We start from the raw sequence: 26,502 nt of genomic DNA, 5'->3' as shown, positions 1-26,502 counted from the left end.
AAGCACCAGCCACCGACACCCTGCATCCCAATGAATCAGCGGTGGAGAACCCGAAAACACGACCGCCTGTGGAGGAGCGGCGCGGCCGCTATCCCGGCAGTTGGTAGCGGTGGCGGATGTGGTGGCGGTCCGCGCTCGCCTGCCAGAACTCGACCTCGGTGGGGCGCAACGCGTAGAGCTGCCAGGCCGGGTTCGCGGCGGCGTCGGCGGCGGGGCGTTCGGCCCAGTCCCTGGCGGAGGCCTCGGCGGACAGCTCGACCACGGAGCCGACCAGTCGCACCTGGCGGCCCAGCTCCGACCAGTAGAAGTTCATCGCCGCCTGCGGATTCCCGGCCAATTCCCGTCCCTTGCGTGACGTGCGCGCGGTGGCGAACTGCCAGCCCTCCGCATCCAGATTCTTGAGGATCAGCATGCGCGACGACGGCAGGCCCGCATCTCCCACCGTGGCCAGGCTGAAGGCATGCGGCTGGCGTACCCCGGCCTCGAGCGCTTCGTCGAGCCAGTCGAGAAACAGCACTGTGGGATCGGCCGGAGCCGTGGCCGGGTCGAAGCGCGGCAGGTCGTCGGGAAAATCGGGCAGGGCACGCAGCCGGGTTCTGAGGTTTTCGCTCACCGTTCGAGCCTAGCCATGCCGCCTGAGAACAGGGCCGTGGATCGAACGTTCCCCACGGGAACTGGCGTCACCACGACCCCGCTCAACCATGTGCTGGATCAGTCGGAGACCACGGCATCGAGCACGGGCAGCCGGGACGCGTGAACGGCCGGCCAGAGCGCCGCCAGCACACCGACCAGGGCGGCGACTCCCAACATCGAGCCCAGCTGCCCCCAGGGAACGGCCAGTTCGGTGAGCCCGACCTCGGTGAACACCGCCGGCATCACAGCCGCTATGCCCACGCCGACCGCCACGCCGATGACAGTGCCGAACAGCGCAGTAAGCACCGACTCGATGGTGATGATGCCGGCCAACTGCAGCCGACCGAGGCCGACGGCACGCATCAGGCCGATCTCACGGGTGCGCTCGATGACCGACAGCGCCAGGGTATTCACGATGCCCAGGATGGCGATGATTATCGAGAGTGCCAGCATGGCGTAGAGGATGCCCAGGATCTGGTCCACCTGCCCCGCCAGCTGACTGGCGAACTCGTCCTTGTCGAGTACCGACAGCACCACGTAAGGCGCCACCGCGGCGGTGACGTCAGCCCGCACCTCGGCCGGTGCCGACGAAGCCGCCGCGGTTATCAGCAGCGAGTCGATCACGGTCTGCGATTCCGGCACGATCCGGTTGAAGGACTCGTCCGGCATGATGATCGGCGCACCGATCAGGGCAGTGTCGACGATGGCCCCGATTTGAACGGATGTCTCCCCCACGGTCGTTGTGAACGTCACGTCGTCGCCGACCTGCCAGTCGTGGTCCTTGGCAATCCCCTGCTGCACCGCGACCTCCCCGCGGGCGAACGAGTCGAGAGTGCCATCGACGGCATCGAAGTCGAGGGTGTGTCCGAGCGATTCCGGGGGAATGGCCACCACAATGAGTGAGCGATCCGCGGCGGATCCGCCGGCATCCTGCGTCAGCAGCGCCGGCCCATAGCGGAGCACGTCCACAGACTTCACCGTATCGAGGTCGCGGAGGTCGGCCACCGCGCCGACCGGAACCGCCTCAGCGGCCGACTGCACGGAGTAATCCGCGATCCAGCCGTCGTCGACGATCGCGCGGGTGGAGACCGTGGCTGAGGCGGCCAGCACCGAAGCCGCTCCAACCAAGGCCATGCCGATCATGAGCGCCCCGGCGGTGTTGGCTGTGCGGCGTGGGTTGCGGATGATGTTGCCCCTGGCCAGTCGGCCGAGCGGCCTGAACGCGACCACAAAGACCGCGGCCAGGGCGCTCAAGGAGTACCGGGCGATGACCGGGGAGAGCACCAGCACGCCGAGCACGAGTCCCGTGGCACCGAGCCCGAGGAGCACGGGACCGTCGGGGTCCGGCCGGGACCAGGCCAAGACCAGCCCGGCGATGCCGGCAACCGTGACGACCGCTCCGACAATGCCCCGCGACCTGAGCGACTTTGACCGGGCACCGCCGGCGTCCCGCATGGCCTCGACCGGCGGGGTGAGCGCGGCCCGGCGTGCGGGCAAAGCCGCCGCGGCTATGCTCACCAGGGTCCCCACCAGCAGCGAGGCGACCACGGTGCCGGCATCCAGCGGAATGCTGCCGGACAGGTTCATTCCGATCTGGCCGACCGCGATGCGCACCAGAGACACCAGGCCCAAACCGGCAGCTATACCGAGGGTAGAGCCCGCCAGGCCCACCAGCGCCGCCTGGATCAGGATGGAACCGAACACCTGCCCAGGCGAGGCTCCGATGGCACGTAGCAGCGCGAATTCGCGCATCCGCTGTTGCACCGACATTGCAAAGGTATTGGAAATAATGAACGCACCCACGAAGAGCGAAATACCGGCGAAGACCAGCATGAACGTCTGCACGAACCCGAGTGATTCGTTGATGTCTGCCGTGGCCTCAGCGCGCAAATCGGTTCCGCTGACGGTCTCAACATCGGTGGCTGCTGCAGTTTTGAGGGCCGCGTCGACACTGGAGACGAGTGACTCTTCGTCCACGCCGTCGTCAGCGAACACGTCGATGCTGGCCACCATGCCGTCTGCGGCATAGGCAGCCGTGGAGGTGGCCACATCGAGGTAGACGATGGTGGCGCCGGCCATGGGGGCGCCCACCGACACCTCGCCCACCACCGTGACGGTGTGCACCGCGCCCGAGAGGACCACGGTGGTGTCGTCGCCGACGGCCAGCCCGGAAGATTCAAGGGTGGCGGACTCCAGTGCGATCTCGCCCGCCCCGATGGGCGCGTGACCGGTGACAATGTCTGCGGTGTCGTCTTCAGGGTAGAGCGCCATGCCAAAGCTCGGAGCCTGGGTACTCACGACGGCGGTCCCATCGGCGCCGACGAGCACGATCGGCCCGGATACGGCCGGCAGCGCCAGACGCACGCCATCGACCCGCTCGATGGTCTGCGCGAGGGACGCGGGCACGAGGCCGCGCACGTCACCGGCCGTGCTGCCGGTTTGGGCGGCGCTGGCGGCGGGTTCGCTCCCGCGCACATAGGCATCGCCCTGCATCGAGCTGGCCACGATGCCGGAGAAGGTGGACCCCATCATGGTGCGCAGCGAGAAGGTTCCCGCCACGAACGCGACCCCGAGAGTCACGGCGAGGAGCGACAACAGGAAGCGCACCAGATGGGCACGGATGCCGCGAAGCGCGACCCTGGTCATCGACGGGCCGTCGCGGTGGGAGTGGAGTCGGCTTCTGATTCGTCGCCGAGGGAGCGCATCACGTCGAGCACCGACGCCTGACTGGGGTCGGTGAGCTCGTGGACAAGCCGGCCGTCGGCCAGGAAGAGCACTCGGTGCGCGAAGGCCGCCGCGCGGGCATCGTGGGTGACCATGACCACGGTCTGGCCGAGGTCGTCGACCGAGCCGCGCAGGAAACTCAGCAGATCGCCGGCGGATTTCGAATCGAGATTGCCGGTGGGCTCGTCGGCGAACACCACAGCGGGCTGAGCGACCAGGGCACGCGCGCAGGCCACCCGCTGCTGCTGGCCGCCGGAGAGCTCGCTAGGCCGGTGATGCAGGCGGTCTTGGAGCCTAACGGCCGCGACGATCGCGTCGAAGTGTGCGCGGTCCACCGGGCGGCGGGCGATGTCGAGCGGCAGCGTGATGTTCTCCGCGGCGGTGAGGGTGGGGATGAGGTTGAACGACTGGAAGATGAATCCGAGCCGGGTGCGCCGCAGCGCAGTGAGCTGGCGCTGGGACATTCGACCCACGTTCTGGTCATCGACCACTACGGTGCCGGCCGTGACGGTGTCCAGGCCCGCCATGCAGTGCATCAGGGATGACTTGCCCGAGCCCGACGGGCCCATAATGGCCGTCAACTCGCCCCGCGCGAAGTCGACGTCGATGCCGTCCAATGCCCGCACCTCGGTTTCTCCCAAGCCGTAGGTCTTGACCAGTCCCCTGGCGTACGCGATCACGGATGCCGGCGGTGCCTGAAGCGAGCGCGCCGGATGGTTCGAGAAAAGCGTCGGGGTTGTCATGCCGGTCCTTAGGATTCGAACAGCGCGGGCGCGCTGGTGTCGAGCCCCAGTGTGCTCCGGAGCCGCCCACGCCGGCATCCGGATACACCCTGACCTATCCCTGAGCGAACCCTGAGCGATAGCCCTCAACCCGGGAGGTCGCAGGGGTACCAAATGTGGTCGCTGCAGTCGTCCGCACCCCCGCGAACTCCGAGCTGAGCCCCGGATCCGGACGATGTGTGGGGCTCACGTCACAGCCCGCGGGAGGGAGGGTCAGACCCAGGTGCCGTGGTGCAGGGTGGCGGTCACGTGCAGGGCGGCGTCGAGGAGAACCAGGTCGGCGCGGAGGCCGGGGTGGATGCGGCCGCGATCGGTGAGTGAGAGTAGGTCGGCGGGATTCTGGGTGGCCGCCCGCACTGCGAACGCCAGCGGCACGCCGGCGGTGAGCACCGCGAAGCGCACGGCCTTGCTCAGGGTGAGCACGCTGCCGGCGATGGTGCCGTCGGCCAGCCGGGCCTGGCCGTTGGCGACCGTCACATCCAGGTCGCCGAGCTTGTAGTCGCCCTCCTCTGCGCAGGCCGCGGCCATGGCGTCCGTCACGAAGACCGGCTTGGCGCGGCTCTCGACGATCAGACGCACCACGGCCGGATGCAGGTGCACGCCGTCGGCGATCAGTTCGGCAAACACGAAGGGATCCTCCAGCACGGCCAGGGCGGCCCCAGGCTCGCGGTGGTGCAGCGGGCGCATGGCGTTGAAGACGTGGGTGCCCACGGTGACGCCCGCGTCGATGGCGGCGCGGGAGGTTTCGTAGTCCGCGTCGGTGTGCCCGATGGCGGCGACCGAGCCGTATCCCACGATACGGGCGACCGCGGCGAGGCCACCGTGGAGCTCGGGAGCGATGGTGACCATGCGCACGGATCCCCCGCCGGCCCGCATCAGCCTGTCGACGCTCTGCGGGGTGGGCGGCAGCAACAGCCGTTCGGCATGGGCCCCGCGGTGCAGCGGGCTCAGCCAGGGCCCCTCCAGGTGGATGCCGGCCAGCAGGCCATCGCGCACCAGCTCGGCGAGCGCCGCCACCAGGGTCTCCATCTCGTCGATGGGCGCCGTCACCAGACTGGCCATCATGGTGGTGGTGCCGTGCTTGCGGTGCGTCGTCACGATGCGGTGCGCTGCGGCCCGGGTGTCCGGGTCATTGAAGCTCACCCCGCCGCCGCCGTGACTGTGCGCGTCCACGAAGCCAGGAGCCAGGATGCCCTGCGGCACCGTCACATCCGCCGGACGGGGCGGCGTGCCGCCGCCGTAGCCCGCGATGAGGCCGGCGCGCACCTCGACCCAGCCCGGGGAGACCTCCCGGTCGGGCAGGATCACCGTGCCCGCCGCGATCAGCAGCGGGGTGTCGGTTTCCGGCCCGGCATCACCCGGCAGTGACGGTGCGACCGTGACATGGACGGGCGGCGGGCCGGAAGTGAGCGGTGTCATGACGGGTCTCAGGCGTTCACAGTGAGGAAGGCATCCCCGGCAGTGAGCCCGAGTCCGGCCACGACCGCGTCGGACAACCCGATGTCGGCGCGGGTGCGGTCCAGGACGATCACGGGAGCGATCGGGTCGCGGCCCGAGGCCACGACGGACGGTACGTCGTAACTGACGATCACGTCGCCGGCCGCCACGGTGTCGCCCTGCGCCACACGCAGGGTGAAGCCCGCACCGGCCAGTTCCACGGTGTCGATGCCGAGGTGCACGAGCACCCCGACCCCCTGCGGGGAGACGATGACGTAGGCGTGCGGGAAGACCTTGAGCACCGTGCCGGCGATCGGCGCGATGGCATCGACAACCTCTCGGGGCGGGTCGATGGCCGCGCCGGGACCCACGATCTCCTGCGCGAAGGTGGGGTCGGGCACCGTCTCGAGGGCCACCGCGCGGCCGGGGATCGGTGCCAGCACGACGAGCGGCGTGAGCGCAGGGTCAGCCCCGAGCTCGACCGCCGGTTCGGCCCCTGGCTGCACTGCGGTCACCTGAGGTCCTCGATGTCGTCGGCGAGGTTGTCCGCCTCAGGGCCCACGACGACCTGAACGATGGTTCCGTTGCGGAAGACACCGTGGGCACCCGCGGCCTTGAGCGCCGCCTCGTCCACGAGGCCGGCATCGGTCACCTCGGTACGCAGCCGAGTGATGCAGGCCTCGATATCCACGATATTTCCGGAGCCACCGAGGCCCGCCAGGATCTGCTCTGCCTTGCTCGTCATCATCTTCTCCTCGGGTACTGCGTGGCACCTGGGTGCCGGGAACGGTCGGGAAGGAGCACCTCGTGGATCGAGATCCTCGTGCGAACCGGCTCTTGACAACGAACCGCCGCACCTTCAGTATCGAAGTAATTGGACCGTACCAGTACGGACCAAAAAGCGAAAGTGGTCTGGTCAGGCAACGGGCCATCCGTCAGAAAGAAAGGTTCGCCGTGGCGACACAGCTCGACGAAGGACCGGTGCTCGCCGGCGGCGCGGTGCCCAAGCACACGCAGCTGCGCTCGATCCTGCTGGACCGGGTGGAGACCACGCTGGCCCCGCACGCCGCCATCCCCCCGGAGCGCAAGCTCATGACCAAGTACGGCGTGAGCCGGTCGACGGTGCGTGAAGCCATCCGCCAGCTGGTGGAGGAGGGCGTGCTGTATCGCATCCAGGGCAAGGGCACCTTCGTCGCCGGCGAACGCGTGCAGAGCGATCTGCACCTCGCCTCGTTCACCGAGGACATGCGGCGGCGCGGCCTGGTGCCGGCGACCGTCGTGATGGCGGCGGCGCTCATCGACGCCCCCCTGGAGGTGCGGGCGGCCCTCGGACTGAAGTCCGGCGCCCAGGTCTACCAGGTGGAGCGGCTCCGCCTGGCCGGCGGCATCCCGATGGCCTTCGAACGAGGCTTCTACCCGGTCGCCCTTGTTCCCGGGCTGGGCGAGCAGGACCTGACCCGGTCGCTCTATGCGACCTTCGCGACCGAGTACGGGCTGCGCATCGACCATGCCGAGCAGACCGCCTGGGCCGAGACCGCAGATGCGCCTCTCGCCGACTCGCTGGACACCCCGCCGGGCACGCCCCTCCTGGTTTTCCGCCGCACGTCCTCTGCCGGGTCGACCCCGCTCGAGTACATCACCTCCTGGTACCGCGGTGACCGGTACCAGATCCACATGACTCTCGACCTGCACCACGAGTTGTAACCCCACAGACCTTTCCCGCCCCGTTCAGGAGCGCCCGTCGACGCCGCACCCCGGCGCTCTTCGGCGCGCCGTCGCGAGACGATCCGCAGCACCATGCACGGCAGTCCCCGCCACACCCCATGCACACGCGATAACCACCAGGAGGAATCTATGTCCAGCACCACCGTAGATGCCGGGACGGGACGCAAGGTCCCCGGCCTCGCCCAGCTCCAACGCATCGGTCGCAGCCTCATGCTGCCCATTGCGGCACTGCCTGCCGCCGGCCTGCTCCTGCGCCTCGGCCAGCCCGACCTGCTCGGCGCGATCCCCGGCTTCGAGACCGGGGCGGCCGTGATCGCTTCGGCCGGCGGCGCCCTGTTCGACAACCTGCCCCTGCTGTTCGCCCTCGGCGTGGCGATCGGCTTCGCGAAGAAGGCCGACGGCTCGACCGCCCTGGCCGCCGTGGTGGGGTACCTGGTGTTCAGCAACGTGGGCAAGGCCATGTCGCCGGCCGTGATGGGCCTGCCCGCCGAGGGCGCCGACCAGGTGCTCGTCAACTACAACGTGCTCGGAGGCGTGCTCATGGGCGTCGTCTCCGCGGTGCTCTGGCAGAAATACCATCGCATCAAACTGCCCAGCTACCTGGCCTTCTTCGGCGGCCGCCGGTTCGTGCCGATCATCACCGCCGTGGTCGCCCTCGTGCTCGGGGTGCTGCTCAGCTTCATCTACCCGGCGTTCAGCAGCGGGCTCACCGGGTTCGGCGAATTCGTGAGCTCGAACGACATCTGGGGCGGATTCCTCTACGGCACGGCCAACCGGCTGCTGATCCCGGTCGGGCTGCACCACATCCTCAACTCGATGATGTGGTTCGTGATCGGCGACTACAACGGCGCCACCGGCGACCTGCACCGGTTCTTCGCCGGCGACCCCACCGCGGGCTCGTTCATGACCGGGTTCTTCCCCATCATGATGTTCGCGCTCCCGGCCGGCGCCCTGGCCATCTGGCAGGAAGCCAAGCCCTCGCAGAAGAAGATCGTGGGCGGCATCATGCTCACCGGCGCCCTCACGGCGATGCTCACCGGCGTCACCGAGCCGCTCGAGTTCTCCTTCATGTTCGTCGCATTCCCGCTCTACGCCATCCACGCCGTGCTCACCGGGTCGTCCCTCGCCCTGGTCAACGCGTTGGGCATCCGGGACGGCTTCAGCTTCAGCGCCGGCGCCTTCGACTACATCCTCAACTTCGGACTGGCCGAGAAACCGCTGCTGCTGATCCCCATCGGGCTCGCCTACGCGGCGATCTACTACTTCCTGTTCCGGTTCGTCATCCGCCGCTGGAACCTGCGCACCCCCGGCCGCGGCGACGACGAGATCTCGGAGGCCGGCGCGCCGGACTCCACCTCGGCGACAACCGCTTAACCTCACCCGGCCGCGGGCCGGGCGCCCTCCAGCGCCCGGCCCGCGACCTCCCCTCACCGAACACCGATCCGCACCAGGAGCACCCCGTGGCCGAAGTAGTCATCCTCGAGAACGAAACCGCGGCGGGAATCCTCGCCGCCACAGCGATCCGCGACCTCATCGACCGACGGCCGGATGCCGTCCTCGGCCTGGCCACCGGATCCACCCCGCTCTCCGTCTACAGCGCGCTGGCAGAGTCCCTGCGCCTTGACCCCCTGGACGTCTCCCGGGTGCGCGGCTTCGCGCTCGACGAATACGTGGGGCTGCCGGAGGGCCACCCGGAGAGCTACCGCGCCGTGATCACCCGCGACGTCGTCGAACCCCTCGGCCTCACCCCCGGCAACATCCAGGTTCCCGACGGCACCCCCGCCACCCTCGCCACGGCAGGCATCGACTACGAGAACGCCATCCTCGCGGCAGGCGGCATCGACCTGCAGATCCTCGGCATCGGACGCAGCGGCCACGTCGGCTTCAACGAGCCCGGCTCGTCGTTCGCGTCGCTCACCCGGGTCAAGACGCTCACCGAGAAGACCCGCATCGACAACGCCCGCTTCTTCGCCTCCCCCGACGACGTTCCGATCCACTGCATGACACAGGGGCTCGGCACCATCCGGCGGGCCCGGCACCTGATCCTGCTGGCCTTCGGCGCCGAGAAAGCGGATGCCATCGCCGCGTCCGTGGAGGGCCCGGTCACCTCGAGCAAACCCGGGTCGGTTATCCAGCTGCACCCGCACGTCACAGTTCTCGTCGACGAGGCGGCGGCCTCCCGGTTGGAGAACATCGCCTACTACCGCTACGCCTGGGCGAACAAGTACACCGGACAGGGCATCTAGACGGTCGCCGGAGCGGCCAGGGCGGCCAGCACCGCCCCGGCCCCCAGCACGATCACCAGCAGGTACCCGGCGCGGCCGACGAGGACCTGACGGCGCGGCGTGATCCGGCCGCCCCAGAACGCCCCGGCCGCCACCAGCCCAACCTGCCAGGCGAGCGAGGCGATGGCCACCCCGGCCACGAAAGCCGTGGCCGCCGCCGCACCGCCGGCCGCAGCCACGGTGTGGCGCAGCGCCGTGATCAGCGCGGCGAAGTAGAGCAGGGTCGCCGGGTTGATCGCGGTGAGGCCGAGCATGAGCAGGAAGAACCGGGCGGGTGCCGGGCGCCGCACGCTGCCGGGGCCCGGCTGATGCTCCGGCCGGGTCCGGCTGCCGGTCCGGCGGCGCCGCTCCCGCAGCAGGCCGGCCACACCGATCGCGACCAGCACGGCGCCGGCCAGCAGCCCGGCTGCACCGCCCCACCTCCCCAGCACCGGCGCCACGACCGCCCCGGCGCCCAGCGCGACGACGCAGTACACCGTGTCCACGAGCGCCACCGCGGCCGCGCCGGCCGCGCCCACCGCGAACCCGCCGGTCACCCCCTGTCGCACGAGCAGCAGCCCGATCGCGCCGAGCGGAACGGCCACCCCCAACCCGGCGAGCGCACCCGCCGCGAACAGTCCCAGAATCTCCATGGGCCGATCCTGCTCCGGTTCCCCGGTCGTGACCTAGATTTTTGCGGCGGCACGGCTACACTCTCGGCATGGACAGTCTCGACAGCGAAATCATCGGCGTTCTGCGCGACGATGGCCGCATTTCGTTCAGCGCGCTGGGCGCCGCGGTGGGGCTCAGCACAAACGCCGCCGCGGCCCGGGTGCGCAAACTCGAGGCCAACGGCGTGATCGTGGGGTACCGGGCGATCCTGGCCGACGACACCCCGCTGGGCGCCCTCGGTCTGGAGGCGTTCATCGATGTCCGGCTGCGCGCCGACGCGGACTCCGACGCCTTCCTGCACGCCGCACTGGGCGAGCCCGAGGTGCGCGACGCGGTGCACGTGACCGGCCCATACGACTACCTGCTGCACGTCTGGGTCGCCGACACCACGCACCTGAACGGCCTGCTGCACCGCCTGAAGAAGAAGGCCGGCGCGGGCCAGACCCAGACCCGGCTGGCCCTGCGTCCGCCCGCCACCGCGAGGGAGTGATCCGCGGCCGCTGACGCCGCCGGCGCTCGGTACGCTGGCAGGATGTCGCTCTCCCTCCGTCACTCCCCCGGCACCCGGGTGGGTGTGTCGATCGCCGTGGCGACCGGGCTGTACGGGATCTCCTTCGGCGCGCTGTCGGTAGCGTCGGGCCTCGACGTCTGGCAGACCGCCGTTCTGAGCCTGCTGCTGTTCACCGGTGGCTCGCAGTTCGCGTTCATCGGGGTCATCGCCGGCGGCGGCACCCCGGTGGCCGCGGCAAGTGCGGCCGCGCTGCTGGGTATCCGCAACGCCGTGTACGGGATGCAGATGAACGTTCTGCTGCATCCGCGGGGCTGGCGCCGGTTCGCCGCAGCACACGTGACCATCGACGAGTCCCTCGCCACCAGCACCGGGCAGACCGACCCGCTCGAGCAGAAGCGCGGCTTCTGGGTCGCCGGAGTGGGGGTGTTCCTGCTCTGGAACCTGTTCACCCTGGTCGGGGCGCTCGCCGGCGACGCTCTGGGCGACCCGAAGCAGTGGGGTCTCGACGGCGCCGCGGTCGCCGCCTTCCTCGGCCTGCTCTGGCCGCGGCTGCGGTCGCGGGATGCCGGTGCCATCGCCGTGGTCTCTGCGCTGGCCACCCTGCTCGCCGTGCCGTTCGTGCCACCGGGCATCCCGATCCTTGTGGCCGCCGTCGTGGCCGGGCTGATCGGCTGGTTCGGCTACCGGGATGCCCCACCCCGCGAGGGTCTCGAGCCCGATGTCGACCCGTACCCGCACGGCGACGGACGGAGCCCTCTGTCATGACGCTCTGGTTCTGGATCGTGGTGGCCTGCGTCGTCGGGTTCCTTACGAAGCTGCTCGGCTACCTCGTACCGCGCAACTGGCTGACCAACCCGCGCGTCGCCCGGGTGGCCGGCACCCTGACGATCGGGTTGCTGGCCTCGCTCACCGTGGCCAATGCCGCGGCGTCCGGTCAGGCCTTGGTGCTGGACTCCCGGCTGGGCGCTCTCGCGGCCGCGGCGGTCGCCCTGTGGCTCAAGGCGCCGTTCCTGGTGGTCGTGGTCGTGGGCGCCGCCGCCGCGGCCGGGTTGCGGCTGCTCGGGATGCCGTAGCCGGCCGCTCCCCCGCGCTGGGGTGCCACGACAGGGCACCCTTCGCTGCGCGCACCGGCCCCCGGGTGAGCGATGCTTGACAGACCGCATTAGATTTCGAGATTTCTGGAGAACCATGCCCACCGTCACCGCCTATGCGGCGCCGTCTGCGACCGCGCCCCTCGTCAGGACCACCATCGAGCGACGGGAGCTCGGCCCGGCCGACGTTCTCATCGACGTCAAGTACTCCGGCATCTGCCACTCCGACATCCACACGGTCCGGGGCGAGTGGGGCCCCATCCAGTACCCGCAGGTGGTAGGCCACGAGATCGTGGGCATCGTCTCGGCCGTGGGTTCCGACGTGAGCCTGCACCAGGTCGGCGACCGGGTGGGCGTGGGCTGCATGGTCAACTCCTGCCGCGAGTGCGAGAACTGCCTGGCCGGTGAGGAGCAGTACTGCCTTCGCGGCAACACCGGCACGTACGCCAGCGTGGACCGCGACGGCACCATCACGCAGGGCGGCTACGCCACCCACATCGTCGTGGTCGAGGACTTCGTGCTCAAGGTTCCCGAGAGCATCCCGTTCGAGGCCGCGGCACCGCTGCTCTGCGCGGGCATCACCACCTACTCGCCCCTGGCGCACTGGAAGGCCGGCCCAGGCCGCAAGGTCGCCGTGGTGGGTATGGGCGGCCTCGGCCACATGGCCGTGAAGATCGCCCACGCCATGGGCGCCGAGGTCACCGTGCTCTCGCAGAGCCTGAGCAAGCAGGAAGACGGCCTGCGTCTCGGCGCCGACCACTACTACGCGACGAGCGACCCGGCCACCTTCGAGACCCTCGCGAACACCTTCGACCTCATCATCAACTCGGTCAGCGCCTCGATCGACATCAACGCCTACCTGTCGCTGCTGCGACTGGACGGCACCCTGGTGAGCGTCGGCGCCCCGCCCGAGCCTCTGCCGGTGCAGGTGTTCAGCCTGTTCGGCAACCGCCGCTCCTTCGCGGGCTCCGGAATCGGCAGCATCCGCGAGACCCAGGAGATGCTCGACTTCTGCGCCGAGCACGGCATCGCGCCCGAGACCGAGCTCGTGGCGGCCGACTACATCAACGAGGCGTACGAGCGAGTGCTGGCGTCGGATGTGCGCTACCGCTTCGTGATCGACGTTGCGACCATGGTCTAGCGAGTCGGAGAACCGCAGAAGGCGCCCGCCCCTGGCCGACTACTCGACCGGGGCCGGCGCCTTCACCTGTTCACGGAGCGCCCGATCGACCGCTTCCTGCACCCGGGCGTCTTCGCGCAGCCTGCGCTGGCGGCTGCGGCGCCGCAGCAGGAGCCGTGCGGCGATGGCCGCGGCGACGGTCAGAAGGAGCAGCACCAGCAGCGACCACGGGATCGTCCAGGTGCCGGTGCTGGCCTCGACGGCCTCGAGCCCGGGGGTCGCCCCGGCCACGACGGCCAGTTCCGGCGACAGCACGCTCGTCGCCGAGAGCCAGAAGGCCGGCACGATCCCGCCGACCGAGGCCGTGACGTCCCAGGACTCGCCCGGCAGCAGTTCGGGCACAGGCTCGACGGTGTCCACGGTGCTGGGCAGCAGGCCGAACGGGCCGGCCAGCCTGATGCTCTGCCCGGCGGCGAGGCGCACATTGCCCGTGTTGTGCACCGTGTAGGTCACGGTGGCGTTGCCCGTGCCGAAGGGGTTGAGGGTGCCCGCGTAGTCCACCTGCATCTTCTCGACGGTGAGGCCCGGCGCCAGTTCGCCGGTGACCCTGACGTGCATCCGGATGCCCAACCGCCGGTCCACGTTGACGCCCTGTTCCTGCCCGGGCTGGGGCAGGGACGTGAGGATGCCGCCGGCGTAGTCGCCGGGCGTCGCATCCGCCGGGATGGTCACGGTGAAGGGGATCTCGACGGTTTCGCCTGCCGGGATCTGCACCTGCGCGGCACCGACGGCGGACCAGGCGCCCACGTCGACCGACTCGGTGTCTTTGGTGACGAGGTCGAGCTGACCGCTGGTGGTGGTGAAGCCGTCGGCCGCGTACACGTCGAGGGCGAGGGGCTCCGAGTCATGGTTGCTGACGATGACGGCGTCCGTCACCGAACCGCCGGGGTCGAGGGTGTAGCTGAAGTTCTGCCGGTCGGTGCCGTTGTCGTTCGAGGCCGTTCGCACACCCCAGGTGAGGTCGCCGTTGGCGGCCAGAGCAGGGCCGGCCGAGGTCGCGGCCGTTCCGATCAGCAGCACCGCGGCCAGCAGCAGGGTTGGCACGAGCAGGGCAATGGAGCGGGGGGAGCGCGTTGTCATCGGGGTTCCTCGACGGGCTGACGGGGCGGACTCGGCTGGGCAGAAGTGGTGACCCACACGAGAAGTGAATCGAGGCGGGCGCCGCAAGACGCCCGCCCCGAGGGGTGGAACCGGTTAGCTCAGCGCGGTGAGCGTGAGCGTGGCCTTGTAGGTGCCATCGGTGACGTCGATGGGCAGCTTGAGGTCGAGGCCGGCGCCGAGCTTGGACGAGCCGAGCGCGTGGCCTGCGGCCGCGTGGCCGAGGGTGGAGGAGACAGAGAGGCCGTCTCCGCCGATGAAGCCCGATTCGACCCGGGCACCGGCCTCGGCGTCGCCGCCGGCCTGCACCACGGCGGGCGACCAACCCAGGTACTTGCCCGAGAAGGAGGTGGCACCGGCGCTGAAGTCGCCGACCTGGGCGGAGACGGACCACTCCGGTCCGGCGGCACGGGTGTCGGTGACGCGGATCGGGTTGATCGTGCCGATCGCGGCGTAGTGGTCACCGGATTCAATGGCCGTACCCAGGTCGACCAGGTTGTTGGTGCCATCGATGTTCCAGACGAACTCGCCCGGAGCGGCCTCGGGGACCTCCACCTGCAACTGCTGGCTGTCGGTGTCGGGCACCTCGGCGCGGCTCAGGGTGACCTGGTCCACGATGCTGTTCACGGGCTTGTCGGTGCCGTTGGCCTGGCTGCGCAGGGTCTTGATGGTGATCGAGTCGCCCGTGATGTCGATGGCGCTGTAGTTGCGCACCTTCTCCTGGTTCTGCACGGAGAGCCACCAGAAGCCCTTGTTCTGCAGGTCGTAGTACTTGGAACCCGAGGCCGAGTTCGCGGTGACGTAGAGCACGCCGCCGGGGCCCGCGACGACGGAGTCCGCGCCGGCCGCCTCATCCGGGTTGGCCTTCTCGCCGTTGTGGATCAGGTAGCTGCGGGCGTAGCTGTGATCGTGACCCTGCAGCACCATGTCGATCCCGAGGTCGGAGATGGCGGTCGGCAGCACGTTGCGGCGGTCCAGCACATCGGAGTCCGTGGCGTGTGGGCCCGACGAGTAGATCGAGTGGTGGAAGGCGAGAACCTTCCACTTGGCCTCTGCACCGTGCTCGGCGACGACCTTGTTCATCCAGGCGATGTGCGACGCGTCGCGGCTGTTCGAGTTGATGTCGAGGAAGAGCACGTCCTTGTAGATGAACCAGTAGTCACCGCCCGAGCCGGTCGACGAACCGGCGCCGGCCGTGCGGTCCACGTTGGGCGTGTTGAAGTGCTGCTCGTAGGCCTTCGAGCCCACGTCGTGGTTGCCGTTGGTGGCCACGAAGGGAATCTGGCGTAGTGCGTCGGACTGTAGGAATGCCTCGTACTGGGCCTCGTTGGCCGCGGACTCAACCTGGTCGCCGGCCGAGAACAGCATTTCGGCATCCGGGTAGGCGGCCGTCGCGACGCCCAGGGTGTCGACCCAGCCGGCCGCGTCGTTGCCGACATTGCCCGAGGACCCGATCTGCGGGTCGCCGAAGAACAGGAAATTGAAGTCGCCGTCGAAGTCCTGGGTGCGGAAGCTGTAGGTGGCGGACCAGTTGCCGGCGCTGCCGACCCGGTAGACGTAGGAGGTGTTCTCCTTCAGCCCGGTGAAGGTCGCGAACCTGTTGAACTCGCCGCTGGTGGTGGGGCCGCCGGCGCCGTCGATCGTGGTGGCCAGCGACGGGAACGCGCCGCCGACGACATCCGCGGCCAGGGCCAGCTGCGCCACCTGCGCGGTGTCGGTTGCGGTGTACCAGGAGAGGTTGCGCTGGGTCTCGTTGGACCCGACACCCAGAACGATGTCGGTCTGGGCGGCGGTGGCCGCGAAGGCGGAGGTCGCCGTGAGGACGCTTCCGCCCAGGGCGACGGACAGGCAGACGGCCGCGGCGGCGAGCCGGGTCGTGGTGCGGTGCTGGGCGGGCTTGATGGACCGCGTGGTGTCTTGGCTAGACATGTGTGTGCAGTGCCTTTCGGGAGTGAGAGGAAAGCGCTGGTACGCGAGTGCGCTCATCCACTGTGATTGCGCCGAGTGAATCCTGTGTGAATGGCAAGGACCGTGCCGGTAGCGGTCACCGGTCAACCTGGGTCTAGCCCAGACCGAGGAGGCGTTCGACGAACCAGACCAGACCTGTGGCCGTCACGATCCCCGCGATCGCCACGCCCAGGCCCAGCCCTACCCGGGGAGACCGGCGGCGCAGCAGGGCCAGGAGCGGGAAGACCACGGCGATGATGCCCAGTTGCACCGCCTCGATGCCCACGTTGAAGACCAGCAGCGACCAGAGCAACGTCCACGACCACGCCTCCTCGATACCCAGGGCGCCGGCGAAGCCCAGGCCGTGCACGAGGCCGAAGCAGAACACCACCGCCAACCGCGACCAGTCGGCCCGGTCCAGGCCCAGGGGCCCGGTGCGCACGGGGTCCACGATGGCGGTGAGCCTTCGTCGGCGCCAGACGCCCCAGAGGTACCAGGCGGCCACAACCGCGATGGACAGGGCGATGACCGGTTCCACGATCGCGGACGGCATCGTCACCAGGCCCAGTGCGGCGAGGAGGAAGGTCAGCGAGTGCGCGAGCGTGAACGTCGTCGCGGCCAGCACCACATCGCGCAGCCGGCGTGAACCGACGATGAGCGCCAGTAGGAACAGGATGTGGTCGAGGCCGCCGAGCAGGTGTTCGGCGCCGAGAAGGAAGAACTCGCCGAACCGGTCGGCCCAGCCCTGCCCGGTGGAGAACGACGGATGCGCCGCGTCAAGGGCGGCGCTGCCGGCTTGCCCGTCGAGGTCGTAGCTGACGATCGTGGTGGTGCCGGTGACGTAGTCTTCGGCGTCGGGGAACAGCTCACTGCGGATCTCGTGGGCCACCCTGCCGTCGGCATCCGTCGCCGCAGTGCAGTCGTAGTCGAGAATCAGCGTCGCGTACGGCACCTCGTCGCGCTGGTGCGCGGTGAAGGAACCCACCTGCGTCGGCAGGCACGCGGTGCCGTCGGCGGTGACCGTGAAGCGGTCGGTGACGTAGGCCAGCACGGTGTCGGTGTGAGCGTCCAGGGCCGCGGCTTCCTCGCCGGTCTCGAAGAGGTCCATGCCGTCGTCGAACAGGGCCTGGTCCGTGCCGCTCTCCGCCGCCGAGACGATCAGCAGGTCGTACTCCAGGTCGAGGGTGGTGCGCACGGCCCCGTCGGCGGTGGCGGTGGCATCCACGTAGACGCTCGAGCTGAACCCGTGCGCCAGCGCAGGGGACGCCGCCAGGGTGCTGCCGACCGCGGCGGCCAACAGCCCGAGCGCCACTGCGACGGGGATCGTGCGACGGGGTCGGGCGCTGGGTCTGGGATTCTGGATCACCCGCACAACCTGGCCAAGCCGGATGAACGCGACACGACCCGCAGGCCAACCGTCGGCAAACGAGGCCGGCTACGGCCGGCTGTTCTCCGGGTGTTCATCTGGCCGCTGCCGGCGCGTCCCGGCCCGCTGCCACCATGGAGCGTGCTCCGAAGACCAGTCCCCTCGCTTCCGGCCGCCGCCGGCGCCCTCGCCGGAGCACTCCTGGTGTGCCTGCTCCTCGGCGGATGCGCGACGGCCCCGCCCGTCGCCTCTGTGCCCACCTCCGCTGCCACCGGCGTACCGGGCGTCGCCGCCCTCGGTGCCGGGTTCCTCGGCGACGTGACCGCCCCCACCCCGGAGGCGACCGTGAACCCGGAGCCGGGGTCGTGGGACGGCGTGGAGCCGCCCGTCGGTTACCGGGTGGTGCTCATCTCGGCCGGCTACGATGCCGGGACTGCCACCCTGGCCGGCGCCGTGCAGGACTGGGCCGCGCGCTCCGGGGTGCAGCTGGAACGGCTCACGGCGTCGACCGACGACGAGGTGGAAGCCCAGATCAACACGGCCGTCCTGCGAGACGCCGACCTCGTCATCGGAGCGGGGAACGCCGTCGTGGACGTGTTCGCCCTGCTCACTCCGCAGCATCTGGCCCAGCAGTTCCTGGTAGTCGGCGCCGAGCTGCCCGAGCCCACCGAGAACCTCACCGCGGTGGTGTGGGAAGGCGCGACCTTCCGCGGCACGGGGCTGAGCGCGGCATCCGACTACGACGAGACGACCATCACCGCCGGCCGGGCCGACGACGCCGTCACGGCCGGGGTCGCGAGCGTTCTGCACGGCCACACCGGGATCGTGCTGCGGCTGACTTTCTGAGCTGGGCCGGCGCATGCCCTGGTTGTGTTAGTGTTGGTGGTTGCGCGTCGATCTTTATCACGATTCGACCCCTCCGCTGCCCCAATCCATGGCCGGAGCCGCACACCCTCCGATCGGGTTCATCCCCATTCGGAACCACTCGACCGGAATACCGGTCGGTCATTCACGCTGCAGAATCTCGGCGTGCGCAATGTTGCGCGCCGCCTTCACACGTCACAACGAAAAGTTTGCTTCACATGTTCACTCCCACCATCAACCTCGACAACGCCACGGATGCCCTCGACACCCTGGCCCCCGAATACCGCCAGGCGATCCACCTGGCCTACTACGCCGGCTTCGACAACGGCCAGGTCGCCGACCTGCTCGGGGTGAGCGTCGACGTCGCCGACTCCCGCCTCAGCGAGGGGCTCACGCACCTCCGCGAAGCTCTGCGCGTCGCCGCCTGACCTTCCCGTTGCGCCCGGCCGCGTCTACAGTCGGCGTATGGCTGACCAGGCACCCGAGCATCATCGCGTCGTGATCATCGGCGGCGGCAACGCCGGCCTGTCGGTCGCGGGCCGCCTGCGCCGCGAGGGTCTCGACGACATCGTCGTGGTGGAACCCCGCGAGCAGCACGTGTACCAACCGCTGCTCTCGCACATCGCCGGCGGAACCGCCCGCGCGAGTCTGGCGACACGTCCGCAGGCAGCCGTGACGCCGCGCGGCATCCGTTGGGTGCAGGACCGTGCGACCGACGTCCGGCCGGACTGCGATTCTGTGCAGCTGGGTTCCGGCCGCACGCTCGGGTACGACCAACTCGTGGTCTGCCCGGGGATTCAGAAGGACTGGAACAGTGTGCCGGGGTTGGCCGACGCCATGGCCTCGCCGGCCGGGGCGTCCAACTACGAGTTCGACCTCGCGGTCAAGGCGTCCAGGCTGCTGCGCGACCTGCGCCGCGGCACGGTGGTCTTCACCCAGCCGGCCGGCCCGGCCAGCTGCGCCGGCGCCGCGCAGAAGCCGATGTACCTGGCGTGCGACTACTGGCGCACGATCGGGGTCCTGGGCGACATCCGCGTGGTGCTGGTCGTGCCGGACCCCACGGTTTTCGGGATGCCCCTGATCGACGAGGAGCTGGCGCGCAAGATCGCCGAATACGGCATAGAGCTCAAGCCCCAGTCCGAACTACTCGAGGTGGATGCCGGCACGCGCAGTGTCGTCATCGGCCGGGCCGACGGCAGTGTGCGGGAGCACCTCCACTATGACGTCCTGCACGCCGTCCCGCCCCAGTCGGCGCCGGACTGGCTGAAGGCCACCCCGCTGCCGGCGCCCACCGATTCGCGGGGTTTCGTCGAGGTCGACCCGGAGACCCTGCGTCACACGAGGTTTTCCAATGTCTGGGCGCTGGGTGATGTGGCGGCCACCCGCAACTCCAAGTCCGGCGGCGCCCTGCGCGAGCAGACCCTGGTCCTGGCGAAGAACCTCACTGCCGCCATGACGGGCGCACCCTTGCCGAAGAGGTACACCGGCTACTCCGTCTGCCCCTTCACGGTGTCACGGGGAACGGTGGTTTTCGCCGAATTCGACGACAGCTACCAGCCCCGGCCCACGATCCCTCTCTGGACGGGGCTGGCCCGCGAGCGCAGGCTCACCTGGGTCTTCGACCGGCACATCCTGCCCTGGGTCTACTGGCACCTCATCCTCACGGGGCGCGCCTAGCGTCCCTACGACGACCGGCTCGGCTATGAGCGCAGTGCGGACGATCCCGAAGCCGTCGCCGACGAGTGCGAGCAAGGGGGCGCTGCGGATCCTGTTCTCGGAGCCGGGCTCGTGGATCACCGGTCAGCTGTTGAACAGCAATGGCGGCTTCAAGCTCGGGTGACGAAGGGGCTTACGCCGTCGCCGCAGAGATCGACTTCTGCAGGGGGCGGTAGTGCTCGACCACCGCTTTTCGATAGCCCTCCACGTCGCCGCGCAGGGCGGCGGCGAGCATATCGCCGTGGGCTTCGGCGGTGTGCCTGATGTCCGCAGGCATGGCGATTCCCAGTTGGGGAATCACCGCGGTGTGGATATCCCAGAAGGCGCCGACCAACTGCACGGCCAGGCGGTTACCGGTCACGGCGAACAGTTTCGTGTGAAAAGCACGGTCCGCCTCCAGAAAACCTTCACCGCGGGATGCCTTGTCGATCATTTCGTCCACGAGCGCCGCCAGCTCTGTCGAGTCTGCTTCAAGGGCACCGTTGACAATGACATCGGCCATGGCGAGGTCCAGGGCGAGCCGCACATCCACAACCTCGCGGAGGGCCGCCAGCGATCCCTCCGGCGACAGCACGCCGCGGAAGACCAGCGCCTCGACCATGGGGTCCAGCGACATGGCGCCGACATAGGTTCCGTGCCCGTGGCGCACGTCGACGATGTCAAGGGTCGCGAGGGTCCTGATCGCCTCGCGAACTGACGATCGGGACACATCGAGGGTCTCGCAGAGTTCGGGTTCGGTCGGCAGCAGGTCACCCGGTTTGAGATTTCGGGTGAGGATCAATTTCTTGATCTCGTCGGCCGCGGTAGAACGCCGCATGCGCGACGTGTGCTTGTCGATCTGTGACATCCAGTCTCCGTCCCCTCGGTTTGCCCTACGTGACAATTTGGTTTCCACCATTGCGTCGGGGCCGAACTTGTGTCTACAGTACATCAGACGTCAGATGTCCTGCAATGCTTTCCCGTCCCTCTTGGAGAACTCATGAATCGAATACCCACCCGCCGTCGTATGGGTCGTCTCGCTGCCGCAGTAGCCGGCACCGTCGTGACCGCCATCGTGTTAGCCGGCTGCGGAGCATCCACCCCCGATACTAGCGAGGACAGCGCCTCGGCCGAGGTCGATCCCAATGGCATCATCGAAGCGGGAATCTCGTATTCCCTGAACGGCAGTTTCGACCCGATGATCGCCTCAGGCGCGGTGACAGTCGCGGCCAACTGGCACATCTTCGAAGGACTCGTCGATCTGGACCCCGTCTCCAAAGAGCCCTACGCGGCACTCGCAGCGGATCTCCCGACAAAGGTCGACGACACCACTTTCGACATCGACCTCCGAAAGGGTGCAACCTTCCACAACGGCGACCCCGTGACACCGGACGATGTCGTGTACAGCTATGAGCGGGTCCTCAACCCGGACAGCGGTTCGCTGTTCACGACCTACATCGACTTCATCGACTCGGTCACCGCCGTCGATGATGACACCGTTCGAATCACCACCGATTACCCGTTCTCGCTGATCAACGAACGCCTCGGCATCGTCAAAATCGTCCCGAAGGCTGCCGTCGAGGCGGACCCTGAAGGATTCGGTGCCAACCCGATCGGCTCCGGACCGTACTCGCTGGTCTCCGCGGTTCCCGAGGACAAGTTGGTCTTTGAGCGCTTCGAGGACTACAACGGCCCGCGCCCAGCGCTCGCGGCCGGCATGAACTGGAACCTCCTGTCTGATGCCGCCGCTCGCGTGACGGCCATGTCGTCCGGCACGATCCAAGCCATGGAAGACGTTCCGTACATCGATGTCGACCAGCTCGCCTCATCGGCCGATGTCGACAGCGTCCAATCGTTCGGACTCCTGTTCATGATGTTCAACACGAATGCGGCTCCGTTCGACGACCCCCGCGTGCGCCAGGCGTTCTTCTACGCGCTCGACATGGACAAGATCATCGAGACCGGCATGCTCGGCAACGCGACCGCGGCTACGTCCTTCCTTCCCGAGGACTACGCGAATTACCACGAGGCGTCCACGGTCTACACCTACGACCCCGACAAGGCCGAAGAACTGCTCGATGACGCTGGCGTGTCCGACCTCTCGATCACGCTCCTCACCACCGACACGGGCTGGGTGAAAGAAGTCGCTCCGCTGATCAAGGAGTCGCTGGACGCCATCGGAGTCGACGTGACCCTGGACATCGGCCAGTCGGCCGCTGCCTACGCCAAGGTCGATTCCGGCGACTACACGGTCATGGTCGCCCCGGGTGACCCGTCGGTGTTCGGCAACGACCCCGACCTCCTCATGAACTGGTGGTACGGCGACAACGTGTGGACAAACACCCGTACCAACTGGGCGGACTCGGAGGAATACGCCCAGCTGCGCGGCCTGCTCGACAGCGCAGTGCAGGAGGACGGCAGCGCACAGCAGGAGACCTGGAACGAAGCATTCGATCTGATCTCCGAACAGGCCGTGCTCTACCCGCTCTTCCACCGCAAGTTCCCCACCGCGTGGAGCGGCGAGGAACTGACCGGTTTCCAGCCCGTACCCACCACAGGGCTGTCCTTTCTCGACGTGGGCGTAGCCGCAAACTAACCGTCCACCCGCCCAAGGGGGAGGTGCGCACCACTGCGCACCTCCCCCCCCCCCCCCCACTCATAGGAAGGAGCGGTCCGTGTCCAACACCCTCCGCCTCATCGGCCGTCGGCTCCTGCAGCTGCCGATCATGATCCTGGGCATCACATTCCTCGTTTTCTTCGTGATGTCTTTCTCTCCCGTCGACCCGGCACGCACCGCACTCGGCGAGACCGCATCCCCGGACGCCCTGGAGTCTTACCGCAATGCGCAAGGCCTCAATGACCCCCTGCTCGTTCGGTACGGCGATTTCCTCGTCGGTCTGCTGCGCGGCGATCTGGGGACATACTCCGCTCGGAGCCTCCCCGTCAGCGAAGAAGTCGCCCGAGCCTTCCCCATCACGCTCTCCCTCACCTTTCTCGGTCTGGTGATCGCCGTCGTCCTCGCCCTGGCGCTCGGAGTCCTCGCAGCCGTCTACCGCGATCGGTGGCCAGACAAGATCATCCGCATCCTGGGTGTCGCGTCGCTGTCCACTCCGTCCTTCTGGCTCGCCATCCTTCTCATCCAGCTGTTCACCCTGCAGCTCTCGATCCTTCCCGCCTCAGGCCGGCTTCCGGACTTCACCTCGGATCCGGTGGGCTGGTTGGCCCGGATGGCCCTGCCGGCGGTCGCGCTTGCCATCCCCGTGACAGGTCAGCTGTCGCGAGTCGTCCGCACATCCATGGTGGAGGAGCTCGACCGGGACTACGTGCGGACTGCGCTCGGCGCCGGCATCCCCCGACACATCGTGGTCGCCCGGAACGTGCTGCGGAATGCTCTGATCACCCCGGTCACGGTGCTCGGACTTCGCGTGGGATATCTCATCGGCGGTGCCGTCGTCATCGAGGTCATCTTCGCCATCCCCGGAATGGGAACGCTGATCCTCAACGGCGTGACCAACAACGAACCCAATCTCGTGCAGGGGGTCACCCTCGCGGTCGCCCTGGCCTTTGTCGTGATCAACATCATCGTCGATCTCCTGTACGTGCTGATCAACCCAAGAATTAGGGCGGTTTGAGACCATGCGACGCATACTAGCCGAACGACTTTCGGTACCGGGCCTGCGCCTTGCCGGCCTGTCCATCGGGTCAAGAATCTGTCTGGCAATCATCACCGTGATCGCCCTCTCCGCGGTCTTCGCACCGCTGGTGGCTCCATTCGATCCACTCTCGTCCGGCCCGCCGGTTCAGGCGCCCAGCGCTGAACACTGGTTCGGCACGGACCGGCAGGGGCGCGACATCTTCTCGCGGCTCCTCTACGGCGGCCGGTACTCACTGGCGATCGGCCTCGGCGCGACGCTGAGCGCCCTCGCGGTGGCTTCGGTGCTCGGTGCAATCGCCGCCACGGCATCCAAGTGGATCTCCGAAACCCTGATGCGCGTGATGGACGTCGTCATGTCATTTCCTGGAATCGCTTTGGCGGCCGTTTTTGTTGCGGTGTTCGGCAAGTCGCTTCCGGTCTTGATCTTCACCATTGCCTTCCTTTACGTCCCCCAGCTGACCCGCATCGTCCGCGCCAACATCCTCGACCAGTACGGCGACGACTACGTCGCTGCCGTGCGGGTGATGGGTGCATCAACACCACGGATCATCGTCAAGCACGTCGCCCGCAACACCATGGCACCGGTGCTGGTGTTCGCCACGGTTCTTGTCGCCGATGCGATCGTCTTCGAAGCATCCCTGTCGTTCCTTCAGGCCGGCGTTCCCGACCCTGAGCCCTCCTGGGGCAATGTGATCGCGTCTGGTCGGAATCTTCTGATGAGCGGTGCGTGGTGGGCGACCTTCTTCCCCGGCCTGCTCATCATGCTCTCCGTGCTGTGCCTGAACATCCTCTCCGAGGGGATGACCGATGCCATGCTCACGCAGAAGACGCGCAAGATCACCAGCAAAGCGGCTGCGACCGACGAGGCGACGAGCACGCTCGAAGCCAGCCAGTCGCAGTCGGAAGGTGCAGGCTCCGGGGTTGGACTCGCCGGGGGCGCCAGGTCCGACGGCGCCGATGTGCCTATCGTGACGGTCGCCATACCCACGCTGGAAGCCACCACGACAGCCGTCCCACTGGAAGAGCGCCTCGCCGACCTTCGTGACATCGAGCTCGGGCGCTCGGACCGGCTCCGGTTCACTCTCGACGTGCAGCCGCTGCTCGAGGTCAGGAACCTGTCAATCTCCTTCCCTCGCCACGGTGACGTCAGCGTCGTCGACAACGTCAACTTCACGGTCCGCCCAGGCGAGACCATGGCGTTGGTCGGTGAGTCCGGGTGCGGCAAGTCGATCACCTCCCTCGCCATCATGGGTTTGCTCGACCCCCGGGCGACGATAACCGGCCAGATCATCTTCGACGGCAAGGACCTTCTGAAGATGGCGCCCAAGGAGCGCAACGCGCTCCGTGGTCACGACATCGCGATGATCTACCAGGATGCTCTGAGCTCGCTCAATCCCGCCATGCTGATCCGTTCGCAGATGAAGCAACTGACCTCGCGAGGCGGCACCCGCAGCGCGGAGGAGCTGTTGCACCTGGTCGGCCTCGAGCCGAAACGCACTCTCGCGTCGTATCCGCATGAGTTGTCCGGCGGGCAGCGTCAGCGAGTGCTCATCGCGATGGCCCTCACCCGAAACCCACGGCTGGTCATCGCGGACGAGCCGACAACGGCTCTGGATGTGACAGTTCAGGCTCAGGTCGTCGATCTGCTCAACTCGCTCCGCGAGGAACTCGGATTCGCCATGGTGTTCGTCTCCCACGACCTTGCTTTGGTCGCCGAACTCGCGCACCGCATCACCGTGATGTACGCGGGCCAGGTCGTCGAGCAAGCGACGACACGGGAGCTGCTCACCCAGCCGTTGCATGAATACACTCGCGGGCTGCTCGGCGCTGTGCTCTCGATCGAATCCGGTTCCGATCGCCTCCACCAGGTCCCGGGGACCGTACCGTCGCCGCGAGACTTTCCGGCCGGCGACCGTTTCGCTCCACGATCGTCCACCCCGGCACGGGGCCGCGGGGTCACCCCCGTGCGCCGCCGTCTCGACGGGACGGATCACTACTATGCCGCGCATCCCGAGGACGCGCCGATCCTGCCACTAGGAGGCACACGATGAGTCACCCCATCATCGAGCTTCAGGACGTACATGTACGGTTCAAGACCCGCACCTCCGGTCTGTTCACCAAGAGCTACATTGATGCGCTCGCGGGTGTCTCACTCACGGTGAGGCGGGGACAGACCCTCGGCATCGTCGGGGAATCCGGCTCGGGAAAGTCCACCGCCGCGAAAGTTCTCGTGGGTCTGCAGCAGCCGACGGCAGGTCAGGTGGTGTTCGCCGGCGAAGCCGTCTCCTCGTTCACTCCCAGTGTGCGCCGTCGCCTCGGCAGCATCCTGTCGGTCGTCTTTCAAGACCCGGCGACCGCCCTGAACGCCCGCATGACGGTGCGAGACGCGCTGCTGGATCCAATGCAGGTGCACCACGTCGGCGAGCCCTCACAACGCGAACGCAGAGTGAAGGAGCTCATCGGCCTGGTCGGCCTACCGACCTCTGCCTTGGACGCTTTCCCCGCCCAGCTGTCCGGTGGTCAGCGTCAACGCGTCGCAATCGCGCGAGCGCTGGCTCTCAACCCGCAGGTGATCGTCGCTGACGAGCCCACCTCAGCCCTCGATGTCTCGGTGAGAGCGCAGATCCTGAACCTGCTCACCGACCTCAAGAACGAACTGAACCTCGGCATGGTCTTCATCTCCCACGACATCCAGACCGTGCGCTACCTCTCCGACGAGATCGCTGTGATGAACAGGGGCCGTGTTGTCGAGTTCGGGGATGCCGCCCGCGTCTTCAACGACCCCACTGATCCCTACACACGCAGCCTCCTCGGAGCCGCGCCTTCCCTGCTCAACCCGCATACACCCGCCTGACACA

The 26,502-nt window shown here is 68.2% G+C and carries 26 protein-coding genes; 15 read left to right on the top strand and 11 right to left on the bottom strand.

The genetic code is table 11. From position 1 onward, the window contains the following. Positions 1 to 88: 88 nt before the first annotated feature. From DOE79_RS15455 to DOE79_RS15430, 6 genes are all read right to left on the bottom strand, one after another. Positions 89 to 613, bottom strand: a complete 525-nt coding sequence (locus DOE79_RS15455; RefSeq protein ID WP_120339275.1) for a pyridoxine/pyridoxamine 5'-phosphate oxidase — start codon at positions 611 to 613, stop codon at positions 89 to 91. Between the two features lie 98 nt (positions 614 to 711). Then, a complete protein-coding gene (locus DOE79_RS15450; RefSeq protein WP_120339274.1) occupies positions 712 to 3,279 on the bottom strand; it encodes an ABC transporter permease in 2,568 nt (855 codons plus the stop codon). Continuing rightward, complete coding sequence (locus DOE79_RS15445; RefSeq protein ID WP_120339273.1) at positions 3,276 to 4,100, bottom strand: ABC transporter ATP-binding protein; 825 nt, start codon at positions 4,098 to 4,100, stop codon at positions 3,276 to 3,278. Before DOE79_RS15445 ends, DOE79_RS15450 begins: the two co-directional genes overlap by 4 nt. A 252-nt stretch (positions 4,101 to 4,352) precedes the next feature. Beyond that, the gene (gene nagA, locus DOE79_RS15440) at positions 4,353 to 5,558 is read right to left on the bottom strand and encodes an N-acetylglucosamine-6-phosphate deacetylase (RefSeq protein ID WP_120339272.1); all 1,206 of its coding nucleotides are present in this window, start codon (positions 5,556 to 5,558) and stop codon (positions 4,353 to 4,355) included. 8 nt (positions 5,559 to 5,566) lie between these two features. Beyond that, complete coding sequence (locus DOE79_RS15435; protein WP_245976971.1) at positions 5,567 to 6,091, bottom strand: PTS sugar transporter subunit IIA; 525 nt, start codon at positions 6,089 to 6,091, stop codon at positions 5,567 to 5,569. After that, positions 6,088 to 6,321, bottom strand: a complete 234-nt coding sequence (locus DOE79_RS15430; protein WP_066597867.1) for a PTS sugar transporter subunit IIB — start codon at positions 6,319 to 6,321, stop codon at positions 6,088 to 6,090. The genes DOE79_RS15435 and DOE79_RS15430 overlap by 4 nt, the downstream gene beginning before the upstream one ends. A gap of 209 nt (positions 6,322 to 6,530) precedes the next feature. Between DOE79_RS15430 and DOE79_RS15425 the strand changes: the two genes are divergently transcribed. The 3 genes from DOE79_RS15425 (at position 6,531) to DOE79_RS15415 (ending at position 9,547) form a co-directional block, all read left to right on the top strand. Continuing rightward, the gene (locus DOE79_RS15425; protein ID WP_120339271.1) at positions 6,531 to 7,280 is read left to right on the top strand and encodes a GntR family transcriptional regulator; all 750 of its coding nucleotides are present in this window, start codon (positions 6,531 to 6,533) and stop codon (positions 7,278 to 7,280) included. 150 nt (positions 7,281 to 7,430) lie between these two features. Next, the gene (locus DOE79_RS15420) at positions 7,431 to 8,675 is read left to right on the top strand and encodes a PTS transporter subunit EIIC (protein ID WP_120339270.1); all 1,245 of its coding nucleotides are present in this window, start codon (positions 7,431 to 7,433) and stop codon (positions 8,673 to 8,675) included. A gap of 86 nt (positions 8,676 to 8,761) precedes the next feature. After that, positions 8,762 to 9,547 carry a glucosamine-6-phosphate deaminase gene (locus DOE79_RS15415; protein ID WP_120339269.1) on the top strand — a complete coding sequence of 262 codons (786 nt, stop codon included), beginning with the start codon at positions 8,762 to 8,764 and terminating at the stop codon, positions 9,545 to 9,547. Here the strand turns inward: DOE79_RS15415 and DOE79_RS15410 are convergent. Further along, a complete protein-coding gene (locus DOE79_RS15410) occupies positions 9,544 to 10,218 on the bottom strand; it encodes a LysE family transporter (RefSeq protein WP_120339268.1) in 675 nt (224 codons plus the stop codon). The two genes, DOE79_RS15415 and DOE79_RS15410, sit on opposite strands and share 4 nt — an antisense overlap. A 68-nt stretch (positions 10,219 to 10,286) precedes the next feature. On the opposite strand from DOE79_RS15410, the gene DOE79_RS15405 reads away from it, so the two are divergent. From DOE79_RS15405 to DOE79_RS15390, 4 genes are all read left to right on the top strand, one after another. Further along, the gene (locus tag DOE79_RS15405) at positions 10,287 to 10,727 is read left to right on the top strand and encodes an Lrp/AsnC family transcriptional regulator (RefSeq protein WP_120339267.1); all 441 of its coding nucleotides are present in this window, start codon (positions 10,287 to 10,289) and stop codon (positions 10,725 to 10,727) included. A 42-nt stretch (positions 10,728 to 10,769) separates the two neighbouring features. Then, positions 10,770 to 11,513: an AzlC family ABC transporter permease gene (locus tag DOE79_RS15400; protein ID WP_120339266.1), complete on the top strand. Its 744-nt coding sequence runs from the start codon at positions 10,770 to 10,772 to the stop codon at positions 11,511 to 11,513. After that, entirely contained in the window at positions 11,510 to 11,821 is a 312-nt protein-coding gene (locus DOE79_RS15395; RefSeq protein ID WP_120339265.1) for an AzlD domain-containing protein, read from the top strand. Before DOE79_RS15400 ends, DOE79_RS15395 begins: the two co-directional genes overlap by 4 nt. A gap of 115 nt (positions 11,822 to 11,936) precedes the next feature. Further along, positions 11,937 to 12,980 carry an NAD(P)-dependent alcohol dehydrogenase gene (locus tag DOE79_RS15390; RefSeq protein ID WP_120339264.1) on the top strand — a complete coding sequence of 348 codons (1,044 nt, stop codon included), beginning with the start codon at positions 11,937 to 11,939 and terminating at the stop codon, positions 12,978 to 12,980. A gap of 39 nt (positions 12,981 to 13,019) precedes the next feature. Here DOE79_RS15390 and DOE79_RS15385 read toward each other — a convergent pair whose 3' ends face one another. From DOE79_RS15385 to DOE79_RS15375, 3 genes are all read right to left on the bottom strand, one after another. Beyond that, positions 13,020 to 14,099 carry a WxL protein peptidoglycan domain-containing protein gene (locus DOE79_RS15385; protein WP_120339263.1) on the bottom strand — a complete coding sequence of 360 codons (1,080 nt, stop codon included), beginning with the start codon at positions 14,097 to 14,099 and terminating at the stop codon, positions 13,020 to 13,022. A 114-nt stretch (positions 14,100 to 14,213) separates the two neighbouring features. Beyond that, positions 14,214 to 16,046 carry a purple acid phosphatase family protein gene (locus DOE79_RS15380; protein WP_120339262.1) on the bottom strand — a complete coding sequence of 611 codons (1,833 nt, stop codon included), beginning with the start codon at positions 16,044 to 16,046 and terminating at the stop codon, positions 14,214 to 14,216. Positions 16,047 to 16,179: 133 nt separating this feature from the next. Continuing rightward, the gene (locus DOE79_RS15375) at positions 16,180 to 17,430 is read right to left on the bottom strand and encodes a HupE/UreJ family protein (protein WP_245976970.1); all 1,251 of its coding nucleotides are present in this window, start codon (positions 17,428 to 17,430) and stop codon (positions 16,180 to 16,182) included. A gap of 141 nt (positions 17,431 to 17,571) precedes the next feature. Between DOE79_RS15375 and DOE79_RS20635 the strand changes: the two genes are divergently transcribed. The 4 genes from DOE79_RS20635 to DOE79_RS20625 all read left to right on the top strand — a co-directional run bounded on the left by DOE79_RS20635 (position 17,572) and on the right by DOE79_RS20625 (position 20,134). Next, positions 17,572 to 18,276, top strand: a complete 705-nt coding sequence (locus DOE79_RS20635; RefSeq protein WP_162942789.1) for a type 1 periplasmic-binding domain-containing protein — start codon at positions 17,572 to 17,574, stop codon at positions 18,274 to 18,276. A 236-nt stretch (positions 18,277 to 18,512) separates the two neighbouring features. Beyond that, positions 18,513 to 18,722: an RNA polymerase sigma factor gene (locus tag DOE79_RS20630; RefSeq protein WP_162942788.1), complete on the top strand. Its 210-nt coding sequence runs from the start codon at positions 18,513 to 18,515 to the stop codon at positions 18,720 to 18,722. 37 nt (positions 18,723 to 18,759) lie between these two features. After that, a complete protein-coding gene (locus DOE79_RS15365; protein WP_120339261.1) occupies positions 18,760 to 19,971 on the top strand; it encodes an NAD(P)/FAD-dependent oxidoreductase in 1,212 nt (403 codons plus the stop codon). A gap of 25 nt (positions 19,972 to 19,996) precedes the next feature. Next, positions 19,997 to 20,134 (top strand): hypothetical protein, encoded by a 138-nt coding sequence (locus tag DOE79_RS20625; RefSeq protein WP_162942787.1) that lies wholly within the window; start codon positions 19,997 to 19,999, stop codon positions 20,132 to 20,134. A 9-nt stretch (positions 20,135 to 20,143) separates the two neighbouring features. Here the strand turns inward: DOE79_RS20625 and DOE79_RS15360 are convergent, their stop codons facing one another. Beyond that, positions 20,144 to 20,857, bottom strand: a complete 714-nt coding sequence (locus DOE79_RS15360; protein ID WP_245976969.1) for a FadR/GntR family transcriptional regulator — start codon at positions 20,855 to 20,857, stop codon at positions 20,144 to 20,146. Between the two features lie 132 nt (positions 20,858 to 20,989). Here DOE79_RS15360 and DOE79_RS15355 point away from each other — a divergent pair, with 132 nt between their 5' ends. From DOE79_RS15355 to DOE79_RS15340, 4 genes are all read left to right on the top strand, one after another. Next, positions 20,990 to 22,585 carry an ABC transporter substrate-binding protein gene (locus DOE79_RS15355; RefSeq protein ID WP_120339260.1) on the top strand — a complete coding sequence of 532 codons (1,596 nt, stop codon included), beginning with the start codon at positions 20,990 to 20,992 and terminating at the stop codon, positions 22,583 to 22,585. Positions 22,586 to 22,664: 79 nt separating this feature from the next. Continuing rightward, positions 22,665 to 23,621 carry an ABC transporter permease gene (locus DOE79_RS15350; RefSeq protein ID WP_120339259.1) on the top strand — a complete coding sequence of 319 codons (957 nt, stop codon included), beginning with the start codon at positions 22,665 to 22,667 and terminating at the stop codon, positions 23,619 to 23,621. Positions 23,622 to 23,625: 4 nt separating this feature from the next. Then, positions 23,626 to 25,695, top strand: coding sequence for a dipeptide/oligopeptide/nickel ABC transporter permease/ATP-binding protein (locus DOE79_RS15345; protein ID WP_120339258.1), 2,070 nt, complete (start codon positions 23,626 to 23,628; stop codon positions 25,693 to 25,695). Next, positions 25,692 to 26,498 (top strand): ABC transporter ATP-binding protein, encoded by an 807-nt coding sequence (locus tag DOE79_RS15340; protein ID WP_120339257.1) that lies wholly within the window; start codon positions 25,692 to 25,694, stop codon positions 26,496 to 26,498. Before DOE79_RS15345 ends, DOE79_RS15340 begins: the two co-directional genes overlap by 4 nt. Positions 26,499 to 26,502 lie beyond the last annotated feature (4 nt).

It is taken from the genome of Cryobacterium soli, from assembly GCF_003611035.1.
Classification (GTDB): Bacteria; Actinomycetota; Actinomycetes; order Actinomycetales; family Microbacteriaceae; genus Cryobacterium; species Cryobacterium soli.
Note: the sequence above shows the minus strand (reverse complement) of the source record. Positions and strands in the feature narration are given on the sequence as shown.

Excerpts from the sequence above, each read along its gene's own strand:
- DOE79_RS15340 (WP_120339257.1), top strand. The coding sequence starts at position 25,692 with ATGAGTCACCCCATCATCGAGCTTCAGGACGTACATGTACGGTTCAAG.
- DOE79_RS15450 (WP_120339274.1), bottom strand. The coding sequence starts at position 3,279 with ATGACCAGGGTCGCGCTTCGCGGCATCCGTGCCCATCTGGTGCGCTTC.
- DOE79_RS15365 (WP_120339261.1), top strand. The coding sequence starts at position 18,760 with ATGGCTGACCAGGCACCCGAGCATCATCGCGTCGTGATCATCGGCGGC.
- DOE79_RS15390 (WP_120339264.1), top strand. The coding sequence starts at position 11,937 with ATGCCCACCGTCACCGCCTATGCGGCGCCGTCTGCGACCGCGCCCCTC.
- DOE79_RS15395 (WP_120339265.1), top strand. The coding sequence starts at position 11,510 with ATGACGCTCTGGTTCTGGATCGTGGTGGCCTGCGTCGTCGGGTTCCTT.
- DOE79_RS15445 (WP_120339273.1), bottom strand. The coding sequence starts at position 4,100 with ATGACAACCCCGACGCTTTTCTCGAACCATCCGGCGCGCTCGCTTCAG.
- DOE79_RS20630 (WP_162942788.1), top strand. The coding sequence starts at position 18,513 with ATGTTCACTCCCACCATCAACCTCGACAACGCCACGGATGCCCTCGAC.
- DOE79_RS15380 (WP_120339262.1), bottom strand. The coding sequence starts at position 16,046 with ATGTCTAGCCAAGACACCACGCGGTCCATCAAGCCCGCCCAGCACCGC.
- DOE79_RS15420 (WP_120339270.1), top strand. The coding sequence starts at position 7,431 with ATGTCCAGCACCACCGTAGATGCCGGGACGGGACGCAAGGTCCCCGGC.
- DOE79_RS15430 (WP_066597867.1), bottom strand. The coding sequence starts at position 6,321 with ATGACGAGCAAGGCAGAGCAGATCCTGGCGGGCCTCGGTGGCTCCGGA.
- DOE79_RS15400 (WP_120339266.1), top strand. The coding sequence starts at position 10,770 with ATGTCGCTCTCCCTCCGTCACTCCCCCGGCACCCGGGTGGGTGTGTCG.
- DOE79_RS15385 (WP_120339263.1), bottom strand. The coding sequence starts at position 14,099 with ATGACAACGCGCTCCCCCCGCTCCATTGCCCTGCTCGTGCCAACCCTG.
- DOE79_RS15345 (WP_120339258.1), top strand. The coding sequence starts at position 23,626 with ATGCGACGCATACTAGCCGAACGACTTTCGGTACCGGGCCTGCGCCTT.
- DOE79_RS15410 (WP_120339268.1), bottom strand. The coding sequence starts at position 10,218 with ATGGAGATTCTGGGACTGTTCGCGGCGGGTGCGCTCGCCGGGTTGGGG.
- DOE79_RS15405 (WP_120339267.1), top strand. The coding sequence starts at position 10,287 with ATGGACAGTCTCGACAGCGAAATCATCGGCGTTCTGCGCGACGATGGC.
- DOE79_RS15360 (WP_245976969.1), bottom strand. The coding sequence starts at position 20,857 with ATGTCACAGATCGACAAGCACACGTCGCGCATGCGGCGTTCTACCGCG.
- nagA (WP_120339272.1), bottom strand. The coding sequence starts at position 5,558 with ATGACACCGCTCACTTCCGGCCCGCCGCCCGTCCATGTCACGGTCGCA.
- DOE79_RS15355 (WP_120339260.1), top strand. The coding sequence starts at position 20,990 with ATGAATCGAATACCCACCCGCCGTCGTATGGGTCGTCTCGCTGCCGCA.
- DOE79_RS20625 (WP_162942787.1), top strand. The coding sequence starts at position 19,997 with ATGAGCGCAGTGCGGACGATCCCGAAGCCGTCGCCGACGAGTGCGAGC.